We start from the raw sequence: 17,312 nt of genomic DNA, 5'->3' as shown, positions 1-17,312 counted from the left end.
GAAACCATGCCCAACGCGTTCGCCTTGTTGATCCTCGCGGCCTGGCCGGTCGTGACGGTGATCCTGTTCCGGGAGATGTCCCAGAGGCGGGCGCTGCTGGCGACGCTGATCGCGGGTTTCCTGCTGCTGCCCGGACCCGCGGCGGCGTTCGACCTGCCGCTGATCCCGCCGCTCAACAAGACCAACCTGCCGGCGCTGATCAGCCTCGTCTGCCTGCTCTACCTCAATCCCGAGGACAACCGCCGCCTGCTGCCCGATGGCCGCATCGCGAAGGCGCTGGTGCTGGTCTACATCTTCGTGCCCTTCGCCACCGCCGCGACCAACAACGCGCCGGTCTTCTGGGGGCGGCTCGAGCTGCCGCCGGTCAGCTACAAGGACGCGCTGGGCCTGTCGATGCAGCAGTTCTTCTCGATCCTGCCGTTCCTTCTGGCGCGGCTGCATCTCGCCTCGGGCGGGGCGATGCGCGAGCTGATGGTGGCGCTGGTGATCGCGGCGATGGCCTATGTGCCGCTGATGCTGGTCGAGGTGCCGTTCGGACCGGTCCTGCATTCGGCGATCTACGGCTTCCAGCAATCGCTGCCCTTCCAGGCCATCCGGGGCGACACGTTCCGCCCGGTCGTGTTCCTCGAACACGGGCTGTGGGTGGCCTTCTTCCTGCTGACCGCCACCTGCCTCGCTTGGAGCCTGTGGCGCGCCACCGGGACGGGCCGGACCCGGTACCTCTTCGCCGCGGCGGTTCTCAGCGTCATGATGGTTCTGATCAAGTCCTTCGGGGCGCTTCTGATGCTGGTGCTCCTGCTGCCGGTCCTGCTGATCCGCGGACGGCGGCTGCAGGTCTATGCGGCGCTGCTGATCGGGCTCTTCTGCATCCTCTACCCGGCGCTGAAAAGCGCGGGCTACATCCCCCAGGACCGGATCCTCGGCCAGATCGCCAAGCTGAGCGAGGAGCGGGCCTTCTCGCTCGAATTCCGGCTCGACAACGAATCCATGCTGCTGGAACGCGCGCTGGAAAAGCCGGTTTTCGGCTGGGGCAGCTGGGCGCGCAACCACATCATCGACCCGGTCAGCGGCAACCTTCTGACGGTGACCGACGGTCGCTGGGTGATCGCGCTCGGGGTGTTCGGACTGGTCGGCTTCCTTGCGGAATTCGGGCTCCTGATGCTGCCCATCGTGCTCTTGATCCGCGCGGGCATTACCCGCAGGCCGGATGCCTTCGATCCCATGGCGGTCACGCTGGCGCTCTTGCTTGCGGTGAACATCTTCGATCTGATCCCGAACGCCACGCTGACGCCGGTCACCTGGATGATCGCGGGCGCGCTTCTGGGCTATGCCGAGGGCGTCCAGACCCGCGATGTCGATTGGCGCAACCGGCCCCTGCGCTGGAAGCCCGTCCTGTGACCGCGGCCGCGCCTCGCAGGCCCCGCATCCTCGCCATCGCCGAGGCTGCCAATCCCGACTGGGTCTCGGTCCCGCTGGTGGGCTGGTCGCTGGCCCATTCCCTGCGCGCGGTGGCCGAGGTGCATCTGGTTACGCAGGTACGCAACCGCGCGGCCATCCTGGCGGCAGGTTATGTCGAGGGGCGCGATTTCACCGCCATCGATTCCGAGGCCCTCGCCCGCCCGGCCTACAGGCTCGCCGACAGGCTGCGCGGTGATGCGGGCAAGGGCTGGACCATCCTGCAGGCGGCCAATGCGCTGAGTTATCCCTATTTCGAACATCTGGTCTGGCGGCGGTTCGGGGATGCCCTCAGGGCGGGCGAATACGACATCGTGCACCGGATCACGCCGCTCTCGCCGACGGTGCAATCGCCCCTCGCGCCGCGTCTGGCGAAGATCGGCGTACCCTTCGTGCTCGGTCCGCTCAATGGCGGGGTGCCCTGGCCCGAAGGCTACGAGGCGGCCCGCCGCGCGGAGCGGGAATGGCTGGCGCCCCTGCGCGCCGCCTACAAGCTTCTGCCCGGACGGCGCGCCACCCTCACCCATGCCAGCGCGATCCTTGCGGGTTCGCGCCACACCGCCTCGGAAATGCCCGCGCGCTGCGCGGACAAGGTCCTCTGGCTGCCCGAAAACGGCATCGCGCCGGAGCGGTTTTCCCGCCGCGCGCAACCCGGTCAGGGCCGGCCGCTGCGGGTCGCCTTCGTCGGTCGGCTGGTGCCCTACAAGGGCTGCGACATGCTGATCGACGCCGCGCGCCCCCTGATCGAGGCCGGGCAGGTGGCGCTCGATATCGTCGGGGACGGACCGGAGATGGACCGGCTGCGCGGGATGGCCGGGGAGCTTGGTTCCGGCGTGCTGTTCCATGGCTGGCAACCCCATGCGCGGGTGCAGGACATTCTTGCGGGCGCCGACCTTCTGGGTTTCCCGTCGATCCGCGAATTCGGCGGCGGCGTGGTGCTTGAGGCGATGGCCCTCGGCCTGCCGCCGCTTGTCGTGGATTACGCGGGCCCGGGCGAGCTGGTGGATGACGCCGTCGGGTTCACCATCCCCTGCCTGCCGCCCGACGCGCTGGTGCCTGCGCTGCGCGCCGCGCTTGGCGAGATCGTGGCGCAGCCCTTCAGCCTGCGCGCCAAGGGGGCCGCCGCGGCGGCACGGGTCGAGGCGCATTTCACATGGCAGGCCAAGGCCGCGCAGGTCGCGCGGGTCTATGAATGGGTGCTGCAGGGCGCCCCCCGCCCCGCGCCCGACCTCTTCGCCGACGACCCGGTTGCCGGAGCACGCCCCGCATGAGCCATCCCGCATTCCGCGAAGACTGGGACGTCGTGATCGTCGGCACGGGCATCGGCGGCGGCACGGCGGGCCGTGCCCTCGCCGAAGGCGGCCTCAGGGTGCTCTTTCTCGAACAGGGCGCGGCGGGGTTCCGTCGCGAGGAGACCCATCTCGACATGACCACGCCGCACCGCGCCGCCCGGCTGGCGCGCGGCGCCTATCCCGACCCGATGCGCCTGACCCTCGACGGGCGGCGGGAACAGCGCTTTCCCTATGCGGGCGCGGGGATCGGCGGCTCGTCGCTATACTATGCCGCGGCGCTTGAACGGCCCGCGCCGCATGATCTCGATGACAGCGCGGCGCGGCCCCATCCGACCGGCGGCTGGCCCGTGCCTTACGCGGAGTTCGAGCCGTATTTCGCCCGCGCCGCCACACTCTACCGGCTGAGCGGCACGGCGGATCCGCTGTCGGAGACCGCGCCGCTTCCGCTGCGTTCACCCCCGGAAATGAGCCGCGGCGAGGCGTCGCTGCTGGCCGATCTGGAGCGCGCGGGGCTGCATCCCTACCGGCTCAATACCGCGATCGAGGGCGGGCCCGATTGCCGCTTCTGCATCGGCCACAAATGCCCGCGCCCCTGCAAGATGGACGGCCGCTCCGCCGGGGTGGAGCCCGCGCTGGCCACCGGCCGCGCGGTCTGCATCACCGGGGCCGAGGTCACCCGGCTCGACACCGACGGCGCGCGGATCACCGGCCTCACCCTGCGCCACGCGGGCGCGACGCATCGCCTGACGCCCCGGCGCGTGATCCTGGCGGGCGGCGCGTTCGGATCGCCGCGCCTGCTGCTGGCGTCCCGCGCCGAAGCCGCCCCCGAGGGGATCGGCAATGCGGAAGGTCAGGTCGGACGCCACCTGATGTTTCATCTCAACGAGCTTGTGGCGCTCTGGCCGCGGGCGCAGCGCGACGGGGACGGGCCCGCCCGGTCGTTAGCCTTCCGCGACCTCTACCACGATCCGGCGGATCGCTTCGGCCTCGTGCAATCCATGGGCCTGCGCGCAGGTTTCGGCCAGATCGCGCAGTTTCTCGATCAGGCCCTGACGCGGCAGGGGCTTGGCCGGCTGCGCCGCCTGACCCGGCCCGTCGCGGCGCTGGGTACCAAGGCGCTGGGACGCGGCTACATCTTCGTCGGGCTTCTGGAGGATCCGGGCCTGCCGGAGAACCGCGTGCGCTTCGATCCCGAAGACCCCGGCGCGCTGGTCGTCGACTACACGATCCCCGAGGCGCTGCATGCCCGGCGCCGGGCCTTCCGGCGCGCTTTGCGCAGGCGGCTCAAGGGCACGCGGCACCTGCTGCTGACCCATTGGCCGGAGCTGAATTTCGGCCATGCCTGCGGCACGATGCGCTTCGGCACCGACCCGCGCAGCTCGGCTTTGACCCCGGAATGCCGGGTCCACGGCATCGCCAATCTGTGGGTCGCGGACGCGTCCTTCATGCCCTCGGCCATGGGGGTCAATCCCAGCCTGACCATCGCGGCCAACGCGCTCAGGGTCGCGGAACATGTGATGGAGGACCGCGGATGAGCCGCATCACCCCCGACGAGGGCCGCATCGTCGTGACCGGCGGCGGCTCGGGCCTCGGTCGCGCGCTGGCCCGGCGCTTTGCGGAACAGGGCTTCGCCGTGACCGTGATCGGGCGCCGCCTCGATGCGCTGGAAGACAGCGCGGCGGGGCATCCCGGGATCGCGCCCCTGCCCCTCGATATCGCCGACGCGGAGGCGGTGGCCGAGGCCTTCGCCGCGCTGGCCGCCGAGGGTCCCATCGCCGCATTGGTGAACAACGCCGCGATCTATCCCGTCGCGGATTTCCTGACCGGGTCTCCCCGCACGCTGATGGGCGCGGTCGCGGTCAATCTGGGAGGCACAGTCGCCTGCAGCCACGCTGCGCTGCAGGACATGGCGCTGCGCGGGCGCGGCCGGATCGTGAACGTCGCGACCTTCGCCGACCGCGCACCGCTGCCGGGATCGGCGGCCTATTCGGTGTCGAAGGGCGCGCAGCGCATCTTCACCCGCGCGCTGATCGTCGAGACCGGAGACCGCTTGCCGGGTATCGTCATCTCGGACTGGATCCCGGGCGCGCTGCGTACCGACATGGGTCTGCCCGATGGCATACCGCCCGAAACCGCGGCCCGATGGGGGGCTGCCCTGACGCTTTCGGCGGATCGAAGCCTGATGGGCGTAACCTTCGAGCGGGACCGCGAGGTGCCGGAGCCCGTCAGCCTGAAACGGCGGTTGTGGAACGTCGTCACGCGGCGCACGCCCCGCACCCGGAGGATCACCGATGACGGCGTTGTCTGAGCGCGGAGAAGACCTCACGCGGGAGGATCGCGGCGCAGTCGGTGTATCGCAAAGCCAGCCGGCGCGGGTCGCTCAGCATCCGCCACACCCATTCCAATGCGAACCGCCGCATCCAGGCCGGGGCGCGCCGCTGCGTGCCCGAGAAGAAATCCAGCCCCGCGCCGATGGAGGCGAACCCCATCTCCGGCTGCAGGCGCCGCCCGAGCGCCGCGAAGCGTTCCTGCTTGGGCGCACCCAGGGCGAGAAACAGCAACCCCGCCCCCGCCGCCGCCGCACGGTCGAGGATGTCCGCGGCGTCCGGCCCATCGGGATCGAATCCCATCGGCGGCGCCTCGGCAAAGGCGATCTCGAGGTTCGGCACCTCGCCCCTGAGATAGGCGCGGGCCGCCTGCAACACCGCATCGGTGCTGCCCACGAAACCGACCTTCACCCCCAGCTGCGCCGCCGTTCGGCACATCGGCACGATGGCGTCCGACCCGGTCACCAGCGACAGGTCGTGCCCGGCGAGGCGGCCCAGCCAGACGATCGGGTTGCCGTCCGCGGTCACCAGATCATGCGCCGCATAGGCCGCGCGGAAGGCCGGATCCCGGCGCAGTTTCACCAGATGATCGAGGTTGATCGTCGCCAGCGCGTAGCCTTCGCCGCGCCGCATCCGTTCGCGCAACTGCGCATCGAGCGCGGCGCGGTCCCGGACCGTCACCGCGATCCGGGTCTCGCCTGTCTCGAAAGTCATCGCGCGTCGCGTGTTCATGGACCCGCTCCTAGCAGGCCGGATCGGCGTCGGGGAGACCTGCCTGCGCGCGGCACGCAAAGTGCGACCCAGTTGCGTCAGCCGGGCACCGATCCGGCCCCGGCGCTTGCCAAACCGGGCCTGTCCCGGCCCATCTGGCAGGACCCGCGCGCGTTCCTGGGGCGCGGCGCGGCAACAAGAGGGCGGACATGAAACGCGTGGCCTATCTGACCGGGAATTACCCGCGCGCCTCCCATACGTTCATCGAGCGGGAGGTCGCAGCCTTGCGCGCCTTGGGGCACACGGTCGAGACCTGCTCGATCCGCCGCACGCCGGCCTCGGACCTTTCGGGCCCCGACCAGAAGGTCGAGCAGGACCGCACCTGGCACGTGGTCGAGGCCGCCTCGTCGCCCGCCCGGCTGATGGGCGCGCACTGGCATTATCTGCGCAGGCATCCCCGGCGCTGGGCCCGCGCGCTGCGCCTGGCGGTGTCGACCTCGGCCGACGGGCCCCGCGCGATGCTGTGGCAGATCTTCTACTTCCTCGAGGCCGCCGTGCTGGCGCGCCATCTGGAACAATCGGGCATAGAGCACCTGCACAACCACCTCGCCTCGCAATCGTGCAACGTGGCGCTGCTGACTTCGGCGCTCTCGGGCATTCCCTATTCCTTCACCATCCACGGCCCCGACACCTTCTTCGAGGCGCCGCGCTGGCATCTGGGGACCAAGGTCCGCCACGCGGCCTTCGTCGCTTGCATCTCGCATTTCGCGCGGTCGCAGCTGATGTGTTTCGCGGCGCCCGAGGATTGGGACAAGCTGCACATCGTGCATTGCGGCATCACGCCCGAGGCCTATCGCGGCGGCGAATTTCGCGGAACGCGGCTTTTGTTCGTGGGGCGGCTCGTGGGGGTGAAGGGGCCGCGCCTGCTGCTCGAGGCCCTCGCGCGGCTGTCCGCCGATCATCCCGAGGCGACGCTGACCTATCTGGGTGACGGTCCCGACCGCGCGGAGCTCGAGGCCAAGGCGCGGGCCGACGGGCTTGCGGACCGCGTGCGGTTCCTGGGATTCCAGCCGCCCGCCGCCGTGGCCGATGCGCTGGCCGAGGCGGATGTTTTCTGCCTGCCGAGCTTCGCCGAGGGCGTGCCGGTCGTCCTGATGGAGGCGATGGCCGCCGAGCGCGCGGTCGTGACCAGCCGGATCGCGGGCATTCCCGAGCTGATCGAGGACGGCGTGACGGGCCGGCTCGTGCCGCCGGGCGACCTCGCGGCATTGACCGACGCGCTGTCGCGCTGTCTCGGCGATCAGGACGGCGCCCGGGCCATGGGCGCGGCGGCTCGTCGGAAGGTGGCCGCGGAGTTCAACGTGGCAACCGAGGCCGCGAAACTCTCCCGCCTGATCGAAGCGGCGCGATGACTTCGCACCCCTCCCCCGCCAGCGCCGAGGCCACGGCCATGGACATCGTCCTGATCGGCCGCAACGAGGCCGCGCGCCTGCCCGCGGTCCTGTCCGCCTTGGCCGGAACCGGTGCCCGCACAGTCTATGTCGATTCGGGCTCCACCGATGACAGCCGCGAGATCGTGGCGACAGCAGGCGTCCCCGTGGTCCCGCTCGACCTTGCCGTGCCTTTCACCGCGGCCCGGGCGCGCAATGCGGGCGCTGCGGAATTCGACGACCCCGCCCCTTACCTGCATTTCTTTGATGGCGATTGCGTGGCGGCGCCGGGCTGGCTGGCCGAGGCGCGCGCCTTCCTCGACGCCCATCCGGATCACGCGATGGTCACCGGCTGGGCCGCGGAAGAGCATCCCGGCCGCTCCGTCTACAACCGGCTGATCGACTGGGAATGGAAAGCGCCCGCGGGTCCGGTCAATTCGGCCACCGGAAACATGCTGCTGCGCCGCGCCGCCTTCGACGCCGTGGGCGGCTTCGACCCCGCCTTCATCGCGTCTGAGGAGGAAGACCTGTGCCTGCGCCTGATCGCGGCGGGCTGGCGTCTGGAGCGGTTGCCGCGCCTCATGGTGCACCACGACGCGGCGATGACCACGCTTAGCGCTTGGTGGCGACGGACCGAACGGGCGGGTCACGGCCTCGCGCAACTCGCGGCGAAACACGGCCATGCGCGCCTTCGCGAACGCCGCCGCGCCTGGCTGTTGGGCGGCGCCTTGCCGCTGGCCTTTCTGCTGATGCTGCCTTGGGTGCCGGGCCTCGCCCTGGCCCTGCTGCTGCTCTATCCGCTGAGCGGCGCGCGCGGCTACCGGGCGCTGCGGAAAGACCAAGTCCCGCCCCGCGACGCGCTGGCTTTCGCCGCGCTTTTCACGCTTGCGAAACTGCCGACGCTGCAGGGCATGCTGCGCTATCATCTGCGCCGCGCAACCGGCCGCGACCTCGCCCTGATCGAGTATCGCCGCCCGTCCTGAGCACCGACGATTGCCGCGCGATGCGTCAACAATACCCTCGATTTGACCTAATTTTGAACAGATTTGCCTGTTTCAAAGGGCATTAAGCATTCATGCATCCACTTAGGGCAGAAAGCTCAGACATGATCGTTCGGGAATTCATTTGTCGAGCACCGCAGATCGCCCGGATACGGGAGGGGTCCCGATGACTGCTGAACGGGTCTTTCGGCGCAAGAACCGCCCCCATGCGCGGTCCGAACCCGAGGCGCAGGCGCAGCCTGCGGCTTCGCGTGACGATTCGGCGGACGCACACGATAGCCCGTCGCCGAAGGTCTTTCGGCGGCAGAAACGCAGTGTCGCACCAGGCGAGACCCAAGCGGAGCCGACACCGGAGCCGCAACAGCCCGCGCCCAAACCGCAACTGGTCCATAACGAGCGGCCCCGCCGGTCGGCGGAGCAGGCTTTCCCGCCGCTCGCGTCGGACGAGCCGGCCCCGCATCCCGAGACCTCACGTGAGGCGTTGCTGGCCTTCGCCGAGGATCTCGCGTTTCCGGACCTGACCGTCGAGGACGACGCGCCGCCCGCGCGGTCTGAGAAGCCCACGCCCGAGGCGGCACCTGCGGCTTGGGACGACACGAAGATGGAAGGGCATGCGGAGGCGGATGAAGAGAAGCCGAGCGTGCCTCCGACCGCTTCGGAACCGGACGCGCCGAATTCCAGCGGCCCGGGCGCCGACACACGCAGCGACGCAGCGACCGCACCCGACGCGCCGCTCGTCCTGCAGGACACCCAGCGCGCGGACGCCCCCGAACCCGCGCCGAAGGAGGCGGACCCGGTGACCCCGCCCGTCGCACAAAAGCCCGACCAGACACCCGAGACACATCCGCTGCCGCCGCAGGCCATAGCGCCGACGCGCGAACCGGAGAAACCGCTGCCGACAGCGATGCCGCCTGCGGATACGACGCGCGATGCGCAGGAGCTGGACGAAGCCGACGAAATCGCGGCCATCGAAGCGACCCCGTCGATCTCCGCCCGCGCGCCCGAAGACGCGGGCGACAGGGCGCGCACCGAACCCGATCCGCTCATGGCACAACACCCGGAGCCGGAGACCAGCCCCGAGGCCGAACGGATCGCGGTGGAAGCCGAACCGTCGCCCCATGTCGGCGGGGAGGAGTCGTCCGATATCGAGAACCTCTTCGCGGATGAGCCCACAACCGAATCGGTGGAGCCCGATCACCATCTGGGCGACCGCATCGAGGACGGCCCTGTTGCTCCACGCACCGATCCGGTCGACGCTGGCGCCAGAGAAGGCGGTGCGGAGATGATGAACGGTGGCGGGGCAAAGGCTTCAGAGACGGCGGACGAGCCGGATTCCGTCGAGACCGATGTCGACCGGGACGAGCCGGAGGCCGGGAACCAGGTATCCGAGGCCGAGGACACAGAGCCGAAGGCGGGACAGGCGCAGGTGACGGACCCCGGTGCGCCGGACCCCGACCCCGCCATCGCGAAACCGCCCACGGACGCCGCCAGCCCGGAGACCGACGGCGCGCTTTGGGCGCGCCTCGCCCCGGTCATCGTCGATGAGCGCGTGCTCGACCGGCACCGCGTCATCACCGCCACGCGCTACGATCCCGCCCATGCGGCCTTCGACGTACTGCGCACGCGGCTCCTGCAGGCCGTGGCCGAGCGGGGCTGGTCGCGGATCGCGATCACCTCGCCCACCAAGGGCTGCGGCAAGACCTTCACCGCAGCCAACCTCGCCATCAGCCTCGCGCGGCAGGAAAACTGCCCGACGATCCTGTTCGACACCGATCTGCGCGACCCGATGCTGGCGCGCACCTTCGGCGCCACCGCGACGGGCGCCATCGGCGACATGCTGCGCGGCAAGACCGCGCCCGAGGATCACCTGCAACGGCTGGGCCCCAACAGCATCCATGCCGGGCCCAACCTCGCCTTCGCCTTCAACGATGCGCGCGAGGCCTATGCGTCGGAGTTGCTGCAGGACCCCCGCACCGCCGACACGCTGCGCCGGATCGAGGAACGGTTCGCCCCGAAACTCATGCTGTTCGACACGCCGCCCGCGCTTTACGGCGACGACGTTCTGGCGATGCGCCCGCTCATCGACGCGGTGATCCTCGTCGTCGGGGGCGGCCTGACCACCGCAAACGAAATCCGCGAGGTCGAGAACCGCCTCGGCACCGAGACGCCGCTTCTGGGTGTGGTGCTGAACCGCGCCGAGGGATCGAAGACGCGGCAATACGGGTACTGAACCCGGGCGACCCGCCAATCCCGATGATCCGGGGCGGCAGTGCGCCCCCGCGCGGCGCGCGTCAGGACCCCGCGCGCCGGGGCAGGAACCGCGACCAGAGGTTCGGATCGACGAACCGCCCGAGACCCGCCGCCAGCAGTGCGAGACCGCCGAGGATCAGCGCCAGAAGCCCGCCACGGCGACCCCAGCGGTCGAAGGGCGTCCGGCGCGGCTGCACCACCGGCACGGAGATCACCGGCTTGATGCCCAATTGCCGTTCCAGCTGGGCGGCGCTGCGGATGGCCGGGTTGAACAGCTCCAGCAGGTAGCCGGCGCCGAGTGCCACGATCACGCTGAAAAGCGCGCCCAGCATCGCGATGGATTTGCGGCTGCGCGAGAAGGAATATTCCGGCGGCACCGCCTGTTCGAGGATCTCGAGCCGTTCGGACTGGTCCTGCACCTCCATCACCTGCTCGAACTCGGCATCGCCGCGCTGTTGCACGACGATGCTGTATTGCTCCTGCAAAGCGGCGAGCTGGCGTTCGAGAACGCCGAGATCGCGCGCGACCTCGGGCGCGCGGGCGATGGCGGCCTCGATCTCGGTCTCGCGCGCCACGATGAGGCGTTTCTGGTCCTCCAGAAGCTCGGTGCGGCGGGCGAGGTCGGCCTCGCGCAGACGATCCGAATTGACCTGCAGCTCGGCCAGCTGGCGGTCGATCTCGAACTCCGACACCTCGAGCGCGGCGAGCTGCGACCGCAGGGCGGCGATGGAGCCCGGCAGCGCCTCGTCATTGGCGCGGCGGAACTCGGCGATCTCGGCCTCGACGGCGATGATGCGCGAGTCGATCTCGGCGGCTTCCTCGTCGAAGAAGGTCAGCGCGTCCTGCGCCCGCTGCAGGTTGCGCGCGCGCGATTCCGCGATGGCCGCGGTCATGATCCCGTTGGCCAGCGCCGCGGCGGCCTCGGGCTCTTCCCAGACCACTTCGATGATGATCGCGAAGGGGGCGACGGTGGGCGAGAAGGCGAAATTGCCGCTTTCCGCCCGCACGGAGACCGCGTTGCGCAGCACGATCAGCCGCTCGTCGCGGCTGGGCATGCGGCCGCCCGGTTCGCGCGGCTGGAACAGGCCGATCTCCTCGGAGACCTGCAACAGCGACATGGTCGAGGTCATGCGCTGGCGGATCAGCTCGATCCGGCGCACCGATTCCTCGCTCATGCGCCGCCCGCTATCGGCGTCGGGGATGCGCGGGCTTTCGATCTGGACCGCTGCCGTGGCGCGGTAGAGCTTGGTCTTGTTCATCGCGACATAGACCGCGGCGATGCAGCCGATCAGAACGATCAGGAGCATGATCGGCAAGCGCCGCCGGATCGCGGCGAACAGCTCTTCGCGGCTTTGAAATTGAACCATGGCTTATCTCCCGGCCCTGGGCAGCAGGGCGTGGTGCCCAGGCGGGAAGATCCCGGCCTGAGCGGGTGGGCGCCCGCGGAACTGTATCGTAGAGCGGCGCGCGGCGCGAACGGCGTGGCCCGTATCGGCGGAAACGGTCTGTTGCGCGGACGTGGACGATCGCCGGGGCCGGATCATGACGTGCCCCCCGGTCCCGTGTGGAGCACCGAGAGCGACAGGCACAGCCCGTCGCCGGTCCATTGGCTGACCGGGATCGGATCGCCCTTGGCGAAGGGCGGCACCGGCCGGGCGAACCGCAGCGTGCGCCGGACCTGATCGTAGCGCAGCCCCTCGAAGCCGAAGAGTGTGCGTGTCAGCGGGTATTGCGCCTTGTAGGCCGCTTCCTTGGCGGAAAAGAGCTGCCGGGCCGCAAGGCGGCGGTCCGGGCCGATACCCGCGATCTCGTCCTCCCGGCCGATCTCGTGCACGATGTCCTCGGGCAGGGGATCGAAGGGCTCGATATCGACGCCGAGGCTGGCGATGCGGCTCGCATCCGCCACCACGGCGATGCAGACCGCCGGGCAATGCGACAGCGACCCGACGATGCCCTGGGGCCAGACGGGCGCGCGATCCTCGGCCATGGGGATGGCGATCGGCGGATAGCCCAGCATCGCCAGCGCCTGCCGCGCGGCCTGCCGGCCCGCGGTGAATTCCGCCCGCCGCCCGGCCACCGCCCGGCGCACCGCCGCCTCCTCGATGGGGAAAAGCGGTTCCGTCGCCTCTTCGGGATCGACCACGGCGACGGCCACGCCGTCGGGCCAGGCATCGCCCAGGCCGCGGATCATTCTCTGAAGCTGGCTGGAGGACATGCGGTCAGACCTGTGCGCGGGCGCGCATCTCGCGCCGTTTGGCCATGGCGGCGCGGCGGGCATCGGCCCGCGGGTTGCGGATCGGCGCGGCCTCGGCCATCGGCGCCGGGGGGGCGTCGGGCGGCGGGGATGCGGCGGGTTTCGCACGGACTTGCGCGGCGCGCACGGGCGCATCGCCCCGCAACTCCGCCACGCGCTGCGCCATCGCGCCAAGCGTCGGGAAGCGGAAGACATCGGTGATCGAGAAGCCTTTCGCGCGTATACCGTCGCGGATCGCGCGGTGCAGTTCCACCGCCAGCAGGGAATGGCCGCCGAGGGCGAAGAAATTATCCGCCGCCGCGACCTGCCCCACCCCCAGCGTTACCGCCCAGAGGTCCGCCAGTTCGGCCTGCAGCGCGGGCGACGCGCCGGGCTGGCCTTGCCGGGTCACCTCGGGGGCCGGCGCTGCGCTGACCGCCGGTGCGGCGGGCACCGCGCTCTGCGGGGCCGGGGCCGCCGGGTCGGGCAAGGCGGTGCGGTCGACCTTCTTGTTGGGCGTCAGCGGCAGCGTATCGAGCGTCACGATCCGCGCGGGCACCATGTGGGCAGGCAGACGCGCCGCAAGCGCCGCCTTCATCGCGGCCTCGTCGCCGGGCGTGCCGGTGACATAGGCCAGAAGCCGGTCCGCGCGCACCAATGCCGCCGCCTGGGTCACACCGTCGAGCGCCTCGATCCGGGCCTCCACCTCGCCCAGCTCGATCCGCATGCCGCGCAACTTGACCTGCCCGTCCGTGCGCCCGAGGAACTCGAGCCTCCCATCCGCGCGCCGCATCACGCTGTCGCCGGTGCAATACATGCGCGCGGGGCCGGCGCCCGAGCCCGAACCGGCGAAGGGATCGGGGCGGAACCGGTCCGCGGTCAGCGCGTCGCGCTGCCAGTAGCCGCGCGCGACGCCCTTCCCGCCGATCCAGAGCGCGCCCGGTTGCCCGATGGCGCAGGGCGCCCCCGCCTCGTCCAGAACGTAGAGCGCCGTATTGGCGATGGGCGCGCCGATGGGCACGATCCCCGGCACGGATTGCGCGGGGCCCACCGCCGACCAGATCGTCGTCTCGGTCGGCCCGTACATGTTCTGCACCTTGGCCCGCGTGACCGCGCCCAGCGCATCGACCAGCGGTCCGGGCAGCGCCTCGCCACCGAGGAAGATGTGATCGAGCTGCCGCAACGCGGCGCGCGCGCCGTCATCGGCCAGCATCAGCCGCATCAGCGACGGCGTGCATTGCAGATGTGTGGCGCCGTGGCGCCGGATCTGCGCCGCGACCGAGAAGTCGCGCTCATCCGGCACGTCCTCGCCGGAGACCTGTGCCACGACCTCGGCCAGGGGCTTCAGCCCGTCCAGCACCACGTCCGGTGCGATGCCGTAATCGATGAGGCAGGCCACTTCCTTCACGCCGATGGCCTTCAGATCCGCGATGCGCGCCACGGCGTCCTCGATCGTTCCGAAAAGGCCCGAATCGTTGAAATACCGCTCGAAGGCGAAATCGAGGATCCCTTCCAGTTCCTCCGCCTCGAGACTGCCGAGGTCGATCTGGTGCGGGTTGTCGACGCCCTTGGGTTTCTTGAAGGCCGGGAAGGCCCAGGCATATTGCTTGATCAGCCCCGCTGCCGAGCGCAGGTAATCCTTCATCGGCTCCCGCGCGGTCTCGCGGGCGGCATCGCGGGTCTCGGCCAGGTAGGTGTGCAGCATCAGGCAGACCTCGCCCGCCTCGGGATCGAGCCCGGCCTCGGCCCTGGCCGCGCGGTAGATCGCGATCTTCTCGCCGACCTCCTCGATGCTCTGGCCCAGAAGATGGGTCAGCACGTTGGCGCCCAGCCGCCCCGCTTCGCGCCAGGTCTCGGGATTGCCCGCCGTGGTGACCCAGAGCGGCAGTTCCGGCGAGACCGGGCGCGGCTGCGTCACCACCTCGTGCAGGCTGCCATCGGCACGCGGGAATCCCACCGCCTCGCCGCGCCAGAGACGCCTTATCTGGTCGATGGCGGTCAGCATCGCGGCCTTGTTGTCGGGTGGCGCATTCTCGGGGCGCAGCACGAAATCGTCGGGCTGCCAACCGCTGGCGATGGCGAGGCCCGCGCGCCCCTCGGTCAGGTTGTCGATCACCGCCCATTCCTCGGCCACGCGGGCGGGATGGTGCAGGGGCGCCACGCAGGACCCCGCCCGCACGCCGATGCGGCTGGTCACACCCGCGACCGCGGCGCCGGTGACCGACGGGTTCGGATAGGGTCCGCCGAAGGCATGGAAATGCCGCTCGGGCGTCCAGACCGCGCAGAATCCATGCGCATCGGCGAATTTCGCGCCTTCCAGCAACGTGCGGTACTTGTCGCGCCCGGTGCCGTCATCGTTGCCCCAGTAATACAGCGACAGGTTCATCCCCGAGGTGCGGCGCGGCCCGGAGGAGACCGTCGAGGCCACGTTCTCGGACGCCATGACCACCTTGAAGCCGCGCGAGACCGCGTAGAAGAGCTCGAGCACCGAGATATCGAAATTGAGCGAGGTGACCGCGAGCCATGTGCCGCCCGGGTCCGGCACGACCGCGTCCATCGCGGTGAAGAAATTGGCGACCTGGGCGTGTTCGATCATCACGCCCTTGGGCTTGCCGGTCGAACCGGAGGTGTAGATCAGGTAGGCCAGATGCCCCGGGTCGGGTGCGATGCCGGGCCGCGCCGGCGAGGCCGAGAAGAGCCGCGTGTCGCTGTCGAGCCACAGCTCCGCCGCCTTGTGCCGCGGCAGCGTCCGGGCGATGGTGCTTTCGGTGACGATGATCGCGGCACCGCTATCGGCGAGGTAATGCGCCTGCCGATCCGCCGGATAGGCCGGATCGAGCGGCAGATAGGCGGCCCCCGCCTTCAGCACACCGAAGGCCGCCGCCATCAGCCGGGGTCCGCGGGCAAGATGGAGTGCGACGACGCTGTCCGGACCCGCGCCCATGTCGCACAGAAGATGCGCGATGCGGTTGGCGTAGTCGTCGAGGTCGCGAAAACTCATCGCATGGTCTTCGAAGACGAGCGCGGTCGCGTCCGGCGTCGCATCCACCTGCGCCTCGAAGCGGTCGATCATCGTGGTATCGGTCAGCGGCCTGTCGGTCGCGTTCCACGTCTCGAGCGTCAGGCGGCGCTCCGCCGCGTCCATGAGCGGCGCCTGCGCGGCGGGGCCGTCATGGGCGTCGAGCGCGCGCAGACGGTCGGCCAGAAGTGCCGCCATATCCGCTGGGATCGCGCCGGTGTCGTAGTGGAGCCGCGCCTCCGGACCGATCTCCAGCGTCAGGAGCGCCCCGGGCACCGGCCCCGCGCCATCGCTGATCGCCAGGGCGGGTGTCTCGAAACCCGCAAGCTCGGGCATCCGGGCAGGCAGGTCGCGGGCGAACGGCCCGGCTGCGCGGGCCGCGGCAAGGCGGTCATGGAATGCCGCGCGGGCCTCGGACGCGCGGCCCCCGGTTCCTGCCGCGACCGGCAGCCACGGCAGCGACAGGCCGGTCTTCGCGCGGGCCGTTACCTCGGGCGTGGCGCAGGCGATATGGGCCGCGCCGTCGGGGGCGAGCCGCCCAGCCAGAAGCGCCATTGCGCCAGCCGGATCGGCCAGATCGCTCAGGGGAAGTGCGTCCATGTCGCCCGAGGGCGGCCCGAAACCCGGCAGATTTGCCGGGGAATAGGCCTCCAGCCGATCCCGCCAGCCCCGTTCGGCGCGCGCCAGATCGGAGAGGTCGTCCGCGGGCGGTGGCGGCAGGATGTCCCCGGCCCGCGGCAGCACAGGCGCCGTTCCCGGAAGCGGCGTCAGCCCAGACAGGCGCAATGCGCCCTCCGCGCAGGCCAGGGTCAGGCTGTCGCCCTCGCCGGCAAGGACCGTGCCTGGCGCCCCCGTCCCGTCGGCAGGCTCCGCACGTCCGACCGCGAACAGCCCGGCCCCGGTCATGATCTTGGGCAGCGCCAGCGGGTTCCAGTAGCCGCCATGATCGAGCGCGCGCACCAAGCGCGCCAGCGTCGCCGCGGGCTGGCCAAAGTCCAGAACGCCGTGATGGGCCGGGCGCGCGACAAGGCCGAAATAGCTGCGCGCCTCGTCGGGCTGGGCGAAACGGTCGGGCGCGCCCGCCGAAAGCGCCTCGATCACCGCGTCGAAGGAATCGAGCGCCGCGGCGAAGCACTTCATGTTGAGCGTGAGCGCGGTATCCTCCGGCCCGATCTCGACCGACCGGGCGACGAGGATGTCGCCGCGATCCACCCCTTCCTCCATCATGTGCCAGGTGATGCCGTGCCGCGTCTCGCCCGCCATAAGCGCCCAGACCGGCGCGTTGAGCCCGGCATAGCGCGGCAGCGGACCGTCGTGGAAATTCACCCCGCCCCGCGCGCCCAGCGCCAGCACCTCGGACGGCAAGAGGTCGAGATTGGCCACGCTCAGCACCCAGTCCGCGGCATGACCCGCAAGCCGGTCGGCCAGTCCCGCGCCGGGCGCGATCACCGGCAGGCCCGCCGCCTCGGCCCAGCCACGGATATCGGCGTCGCGGCTGACGCAGGCGGTGATCCGGTGGCCCGCGCGCAACAGCTTGTCGCCCGCTTCACGCGTCAAGCGGTCATTGCCGATCAGGATCGCTGAAAACATCGCG

General features: G+C 70.5%; 11 protein-coding genes. 7 read left to right on the top strand and 4 right to left on the bottom strand.

The window, feature by feature from the left end; all coding sequences use genetic code 11:
- Window positions 1-6: 6 nt before the first annotated feature.
- Genes BW990_RS01370 through BW990_RS01355 form a run of 4 tightly spaced genes read left to right on the top strand, consistent with a single transcriptional unit; the run spans window position 7 to window position 5,055 of the window.
- Complete coding sequence (locus BW990_RS01370; protein WP_076444238.1) at window positions 7-1,398, top strand: hypothetical protein; 1,392 nt, start codon at window positions 7-9, stop codon at window positions 1,396-1,398.
- Complete coding sequence (locus tag BW990_RS01365; RefSeq protein WP_076444236.1) at window positions 1,395-2,726, top strand: glycosyltransferase family 4 protein; 1,332 nt, start codon at window positions 1,395-1,397, stop codon at window positions 2,724-2,726. The genes BW990_RS01370 and BW990_RS01365 overlap by 4 nt, the downstream gene beginning before the upstream one ends.
- Window positions 2,723-4,282 (top strand): GMC oxidoreductase, encoded by a 1,560-nt coding sequence (locus BW990_RS01360; protein ID WP_076444234.1) that lies wholly within the window; start codon window positions 2,723-2,725, stop codon window positions 4,280-4,282. The genes BW990_RS01365 and BW990_RS01360 overlap by 4 nt, the downstream gene beginning before the upstream one ends.
- A complete protein-coding gene (locus BW990_RS01355) occupies window positions 4,279-5,055 on the top strand; it encodes an SDR family oxidoreductase (protein ID WP_076444232.1) in 777 nt (258 codons plus the stop codon). The genes BW990_RS01360 and BW990_RS01355 overlap by 4 nt, the downstream gene beginning before the upstream one ends.
- Here the strand turns inward: BW990_RS01355 and BW990_RS01350 are convergent.
- Window positions 5,033-5,806 (bottom strand): WecB/TagA/CpsF family glycosyltransferase, encoded by a 774-nt coding sequence (locus BW990_RS01350; protein ID WP_234990132.1) that lies wholly within the window; start codon window positions 5,804-5,806, stop codon window positions 5,033-5,035. The two genes, BW990_RS01355 and BW990_RS01350, sit on opposite strands and share 23 nt — an antisense overlap.
- A 188-nt stretch (window positions 5,807-5,994) precedes the next feature.
- On the opposite strand from BW990_RS01350, the gene BW990_RS01345 reads away from it, so the two are divergent.
- From BW990_RS01345 to BW990_RS22165, 3 genes are all read left to right on the top strand, one after another.
- Window positions 5,995-7,197, top strand: coding sequence for a glycosyltransferase (locus BW990_RS01345; RefSeq protein WP_076444230.1), 1,203 nt, complete (start codon window positions 5,995-5,997; stop codon window positions 7,195-7,197).
- Window positions 7,194-8,198, top strand: coding sequence for a glycosyltransferase family 2 protein (locus BW990_RS01340; RefSeq protein ID WP_076444228.1), 1,005 nt, complete (start codon window positions 7,194-7,196; stop codon window positions 8,196-8,198). Before BW990_RS01345 ends, BW990_RS01340 begins: the two co-directional genes overlap by 4 nt.
- A gap of 184 nt (window positions 8,199-8,382) precedes the next feature.
- A complete protein-coding gene (locus BW990_RS22165; RefSeq protein WP_234990131.1) occupies window positions 8,383-10,446 on the top strand; it encodes a CpsD/CapB family tyrosine-protein kinase in 2,064 nt (687 codons plus the stop codon).
- A 61-nt stretch (window positions 10,447-10,507) separates the two neighbouring features.
- On the opposite strand, the gene BW990_RS01330 is transcribed toward BW990_RS22165, so the two are convergent.
- The 3 genes from BW990_RS01330 to BW990_RS01320 form a co-directional block, all read right to left on the bottom strand.
- Window positions 10,508-11,833 carry a GumC domain-containing protein gene (locus BW990_RS01330; RefSeq protein WP_076444226.1) on the bottom strand — a complete coding sequence of 442 codons (1,326 nt, stop codon included), beginning with the start codon at window positions 11,831-11,833 and terminating at the stop codon, window positions 10,508-10,510.
- Between the two features lie 173 nt (window positions 11,834-12,006).
- The gene (locus tag BW990_RS01325) at window positions 12,007-12,657 is read right to left on the bottom strand and encodes a 4'-phosphopantetheinyl transferase family protein (RefSeq protein WP_083950422.1); all 651 of its coding nucleotides are present in this window, start codon (window positions 12,655-12,657) and stop codon (window positions 12,007-12,009) included.
- 28 nt (window positions 12,658-12,685) lie between these two features.
- On the bottom strand, window positions 12,686-17,308 hold the full coding sequence (locus BW990_RS01320; protein ID WP_076444222.1) for a MupA/Atu3671 family FMN-dependent luciferase-like monooxygenase: 4,623 nt from the start codon (window positions 17,306-17,308) through the stop codon (window positions 12,686-12,688).
- Window positions 17,309-17,312 lie beyond the last annotated feature (4 nt).

It is taken from the genome of Roseivivax lentus, assembly GCF_900156805.1.
GTDB lineage: Bacteria > Pseudomonadota > Alphaproteobacteria > Rhodobacterales > Rhodobacteraceae > Roseivivax > Roseivivax lentus.
Note: the sequence above shows the minus strand (reverse complement) of the source record. Positions and strands in the feature narration are given on the sequence as shown.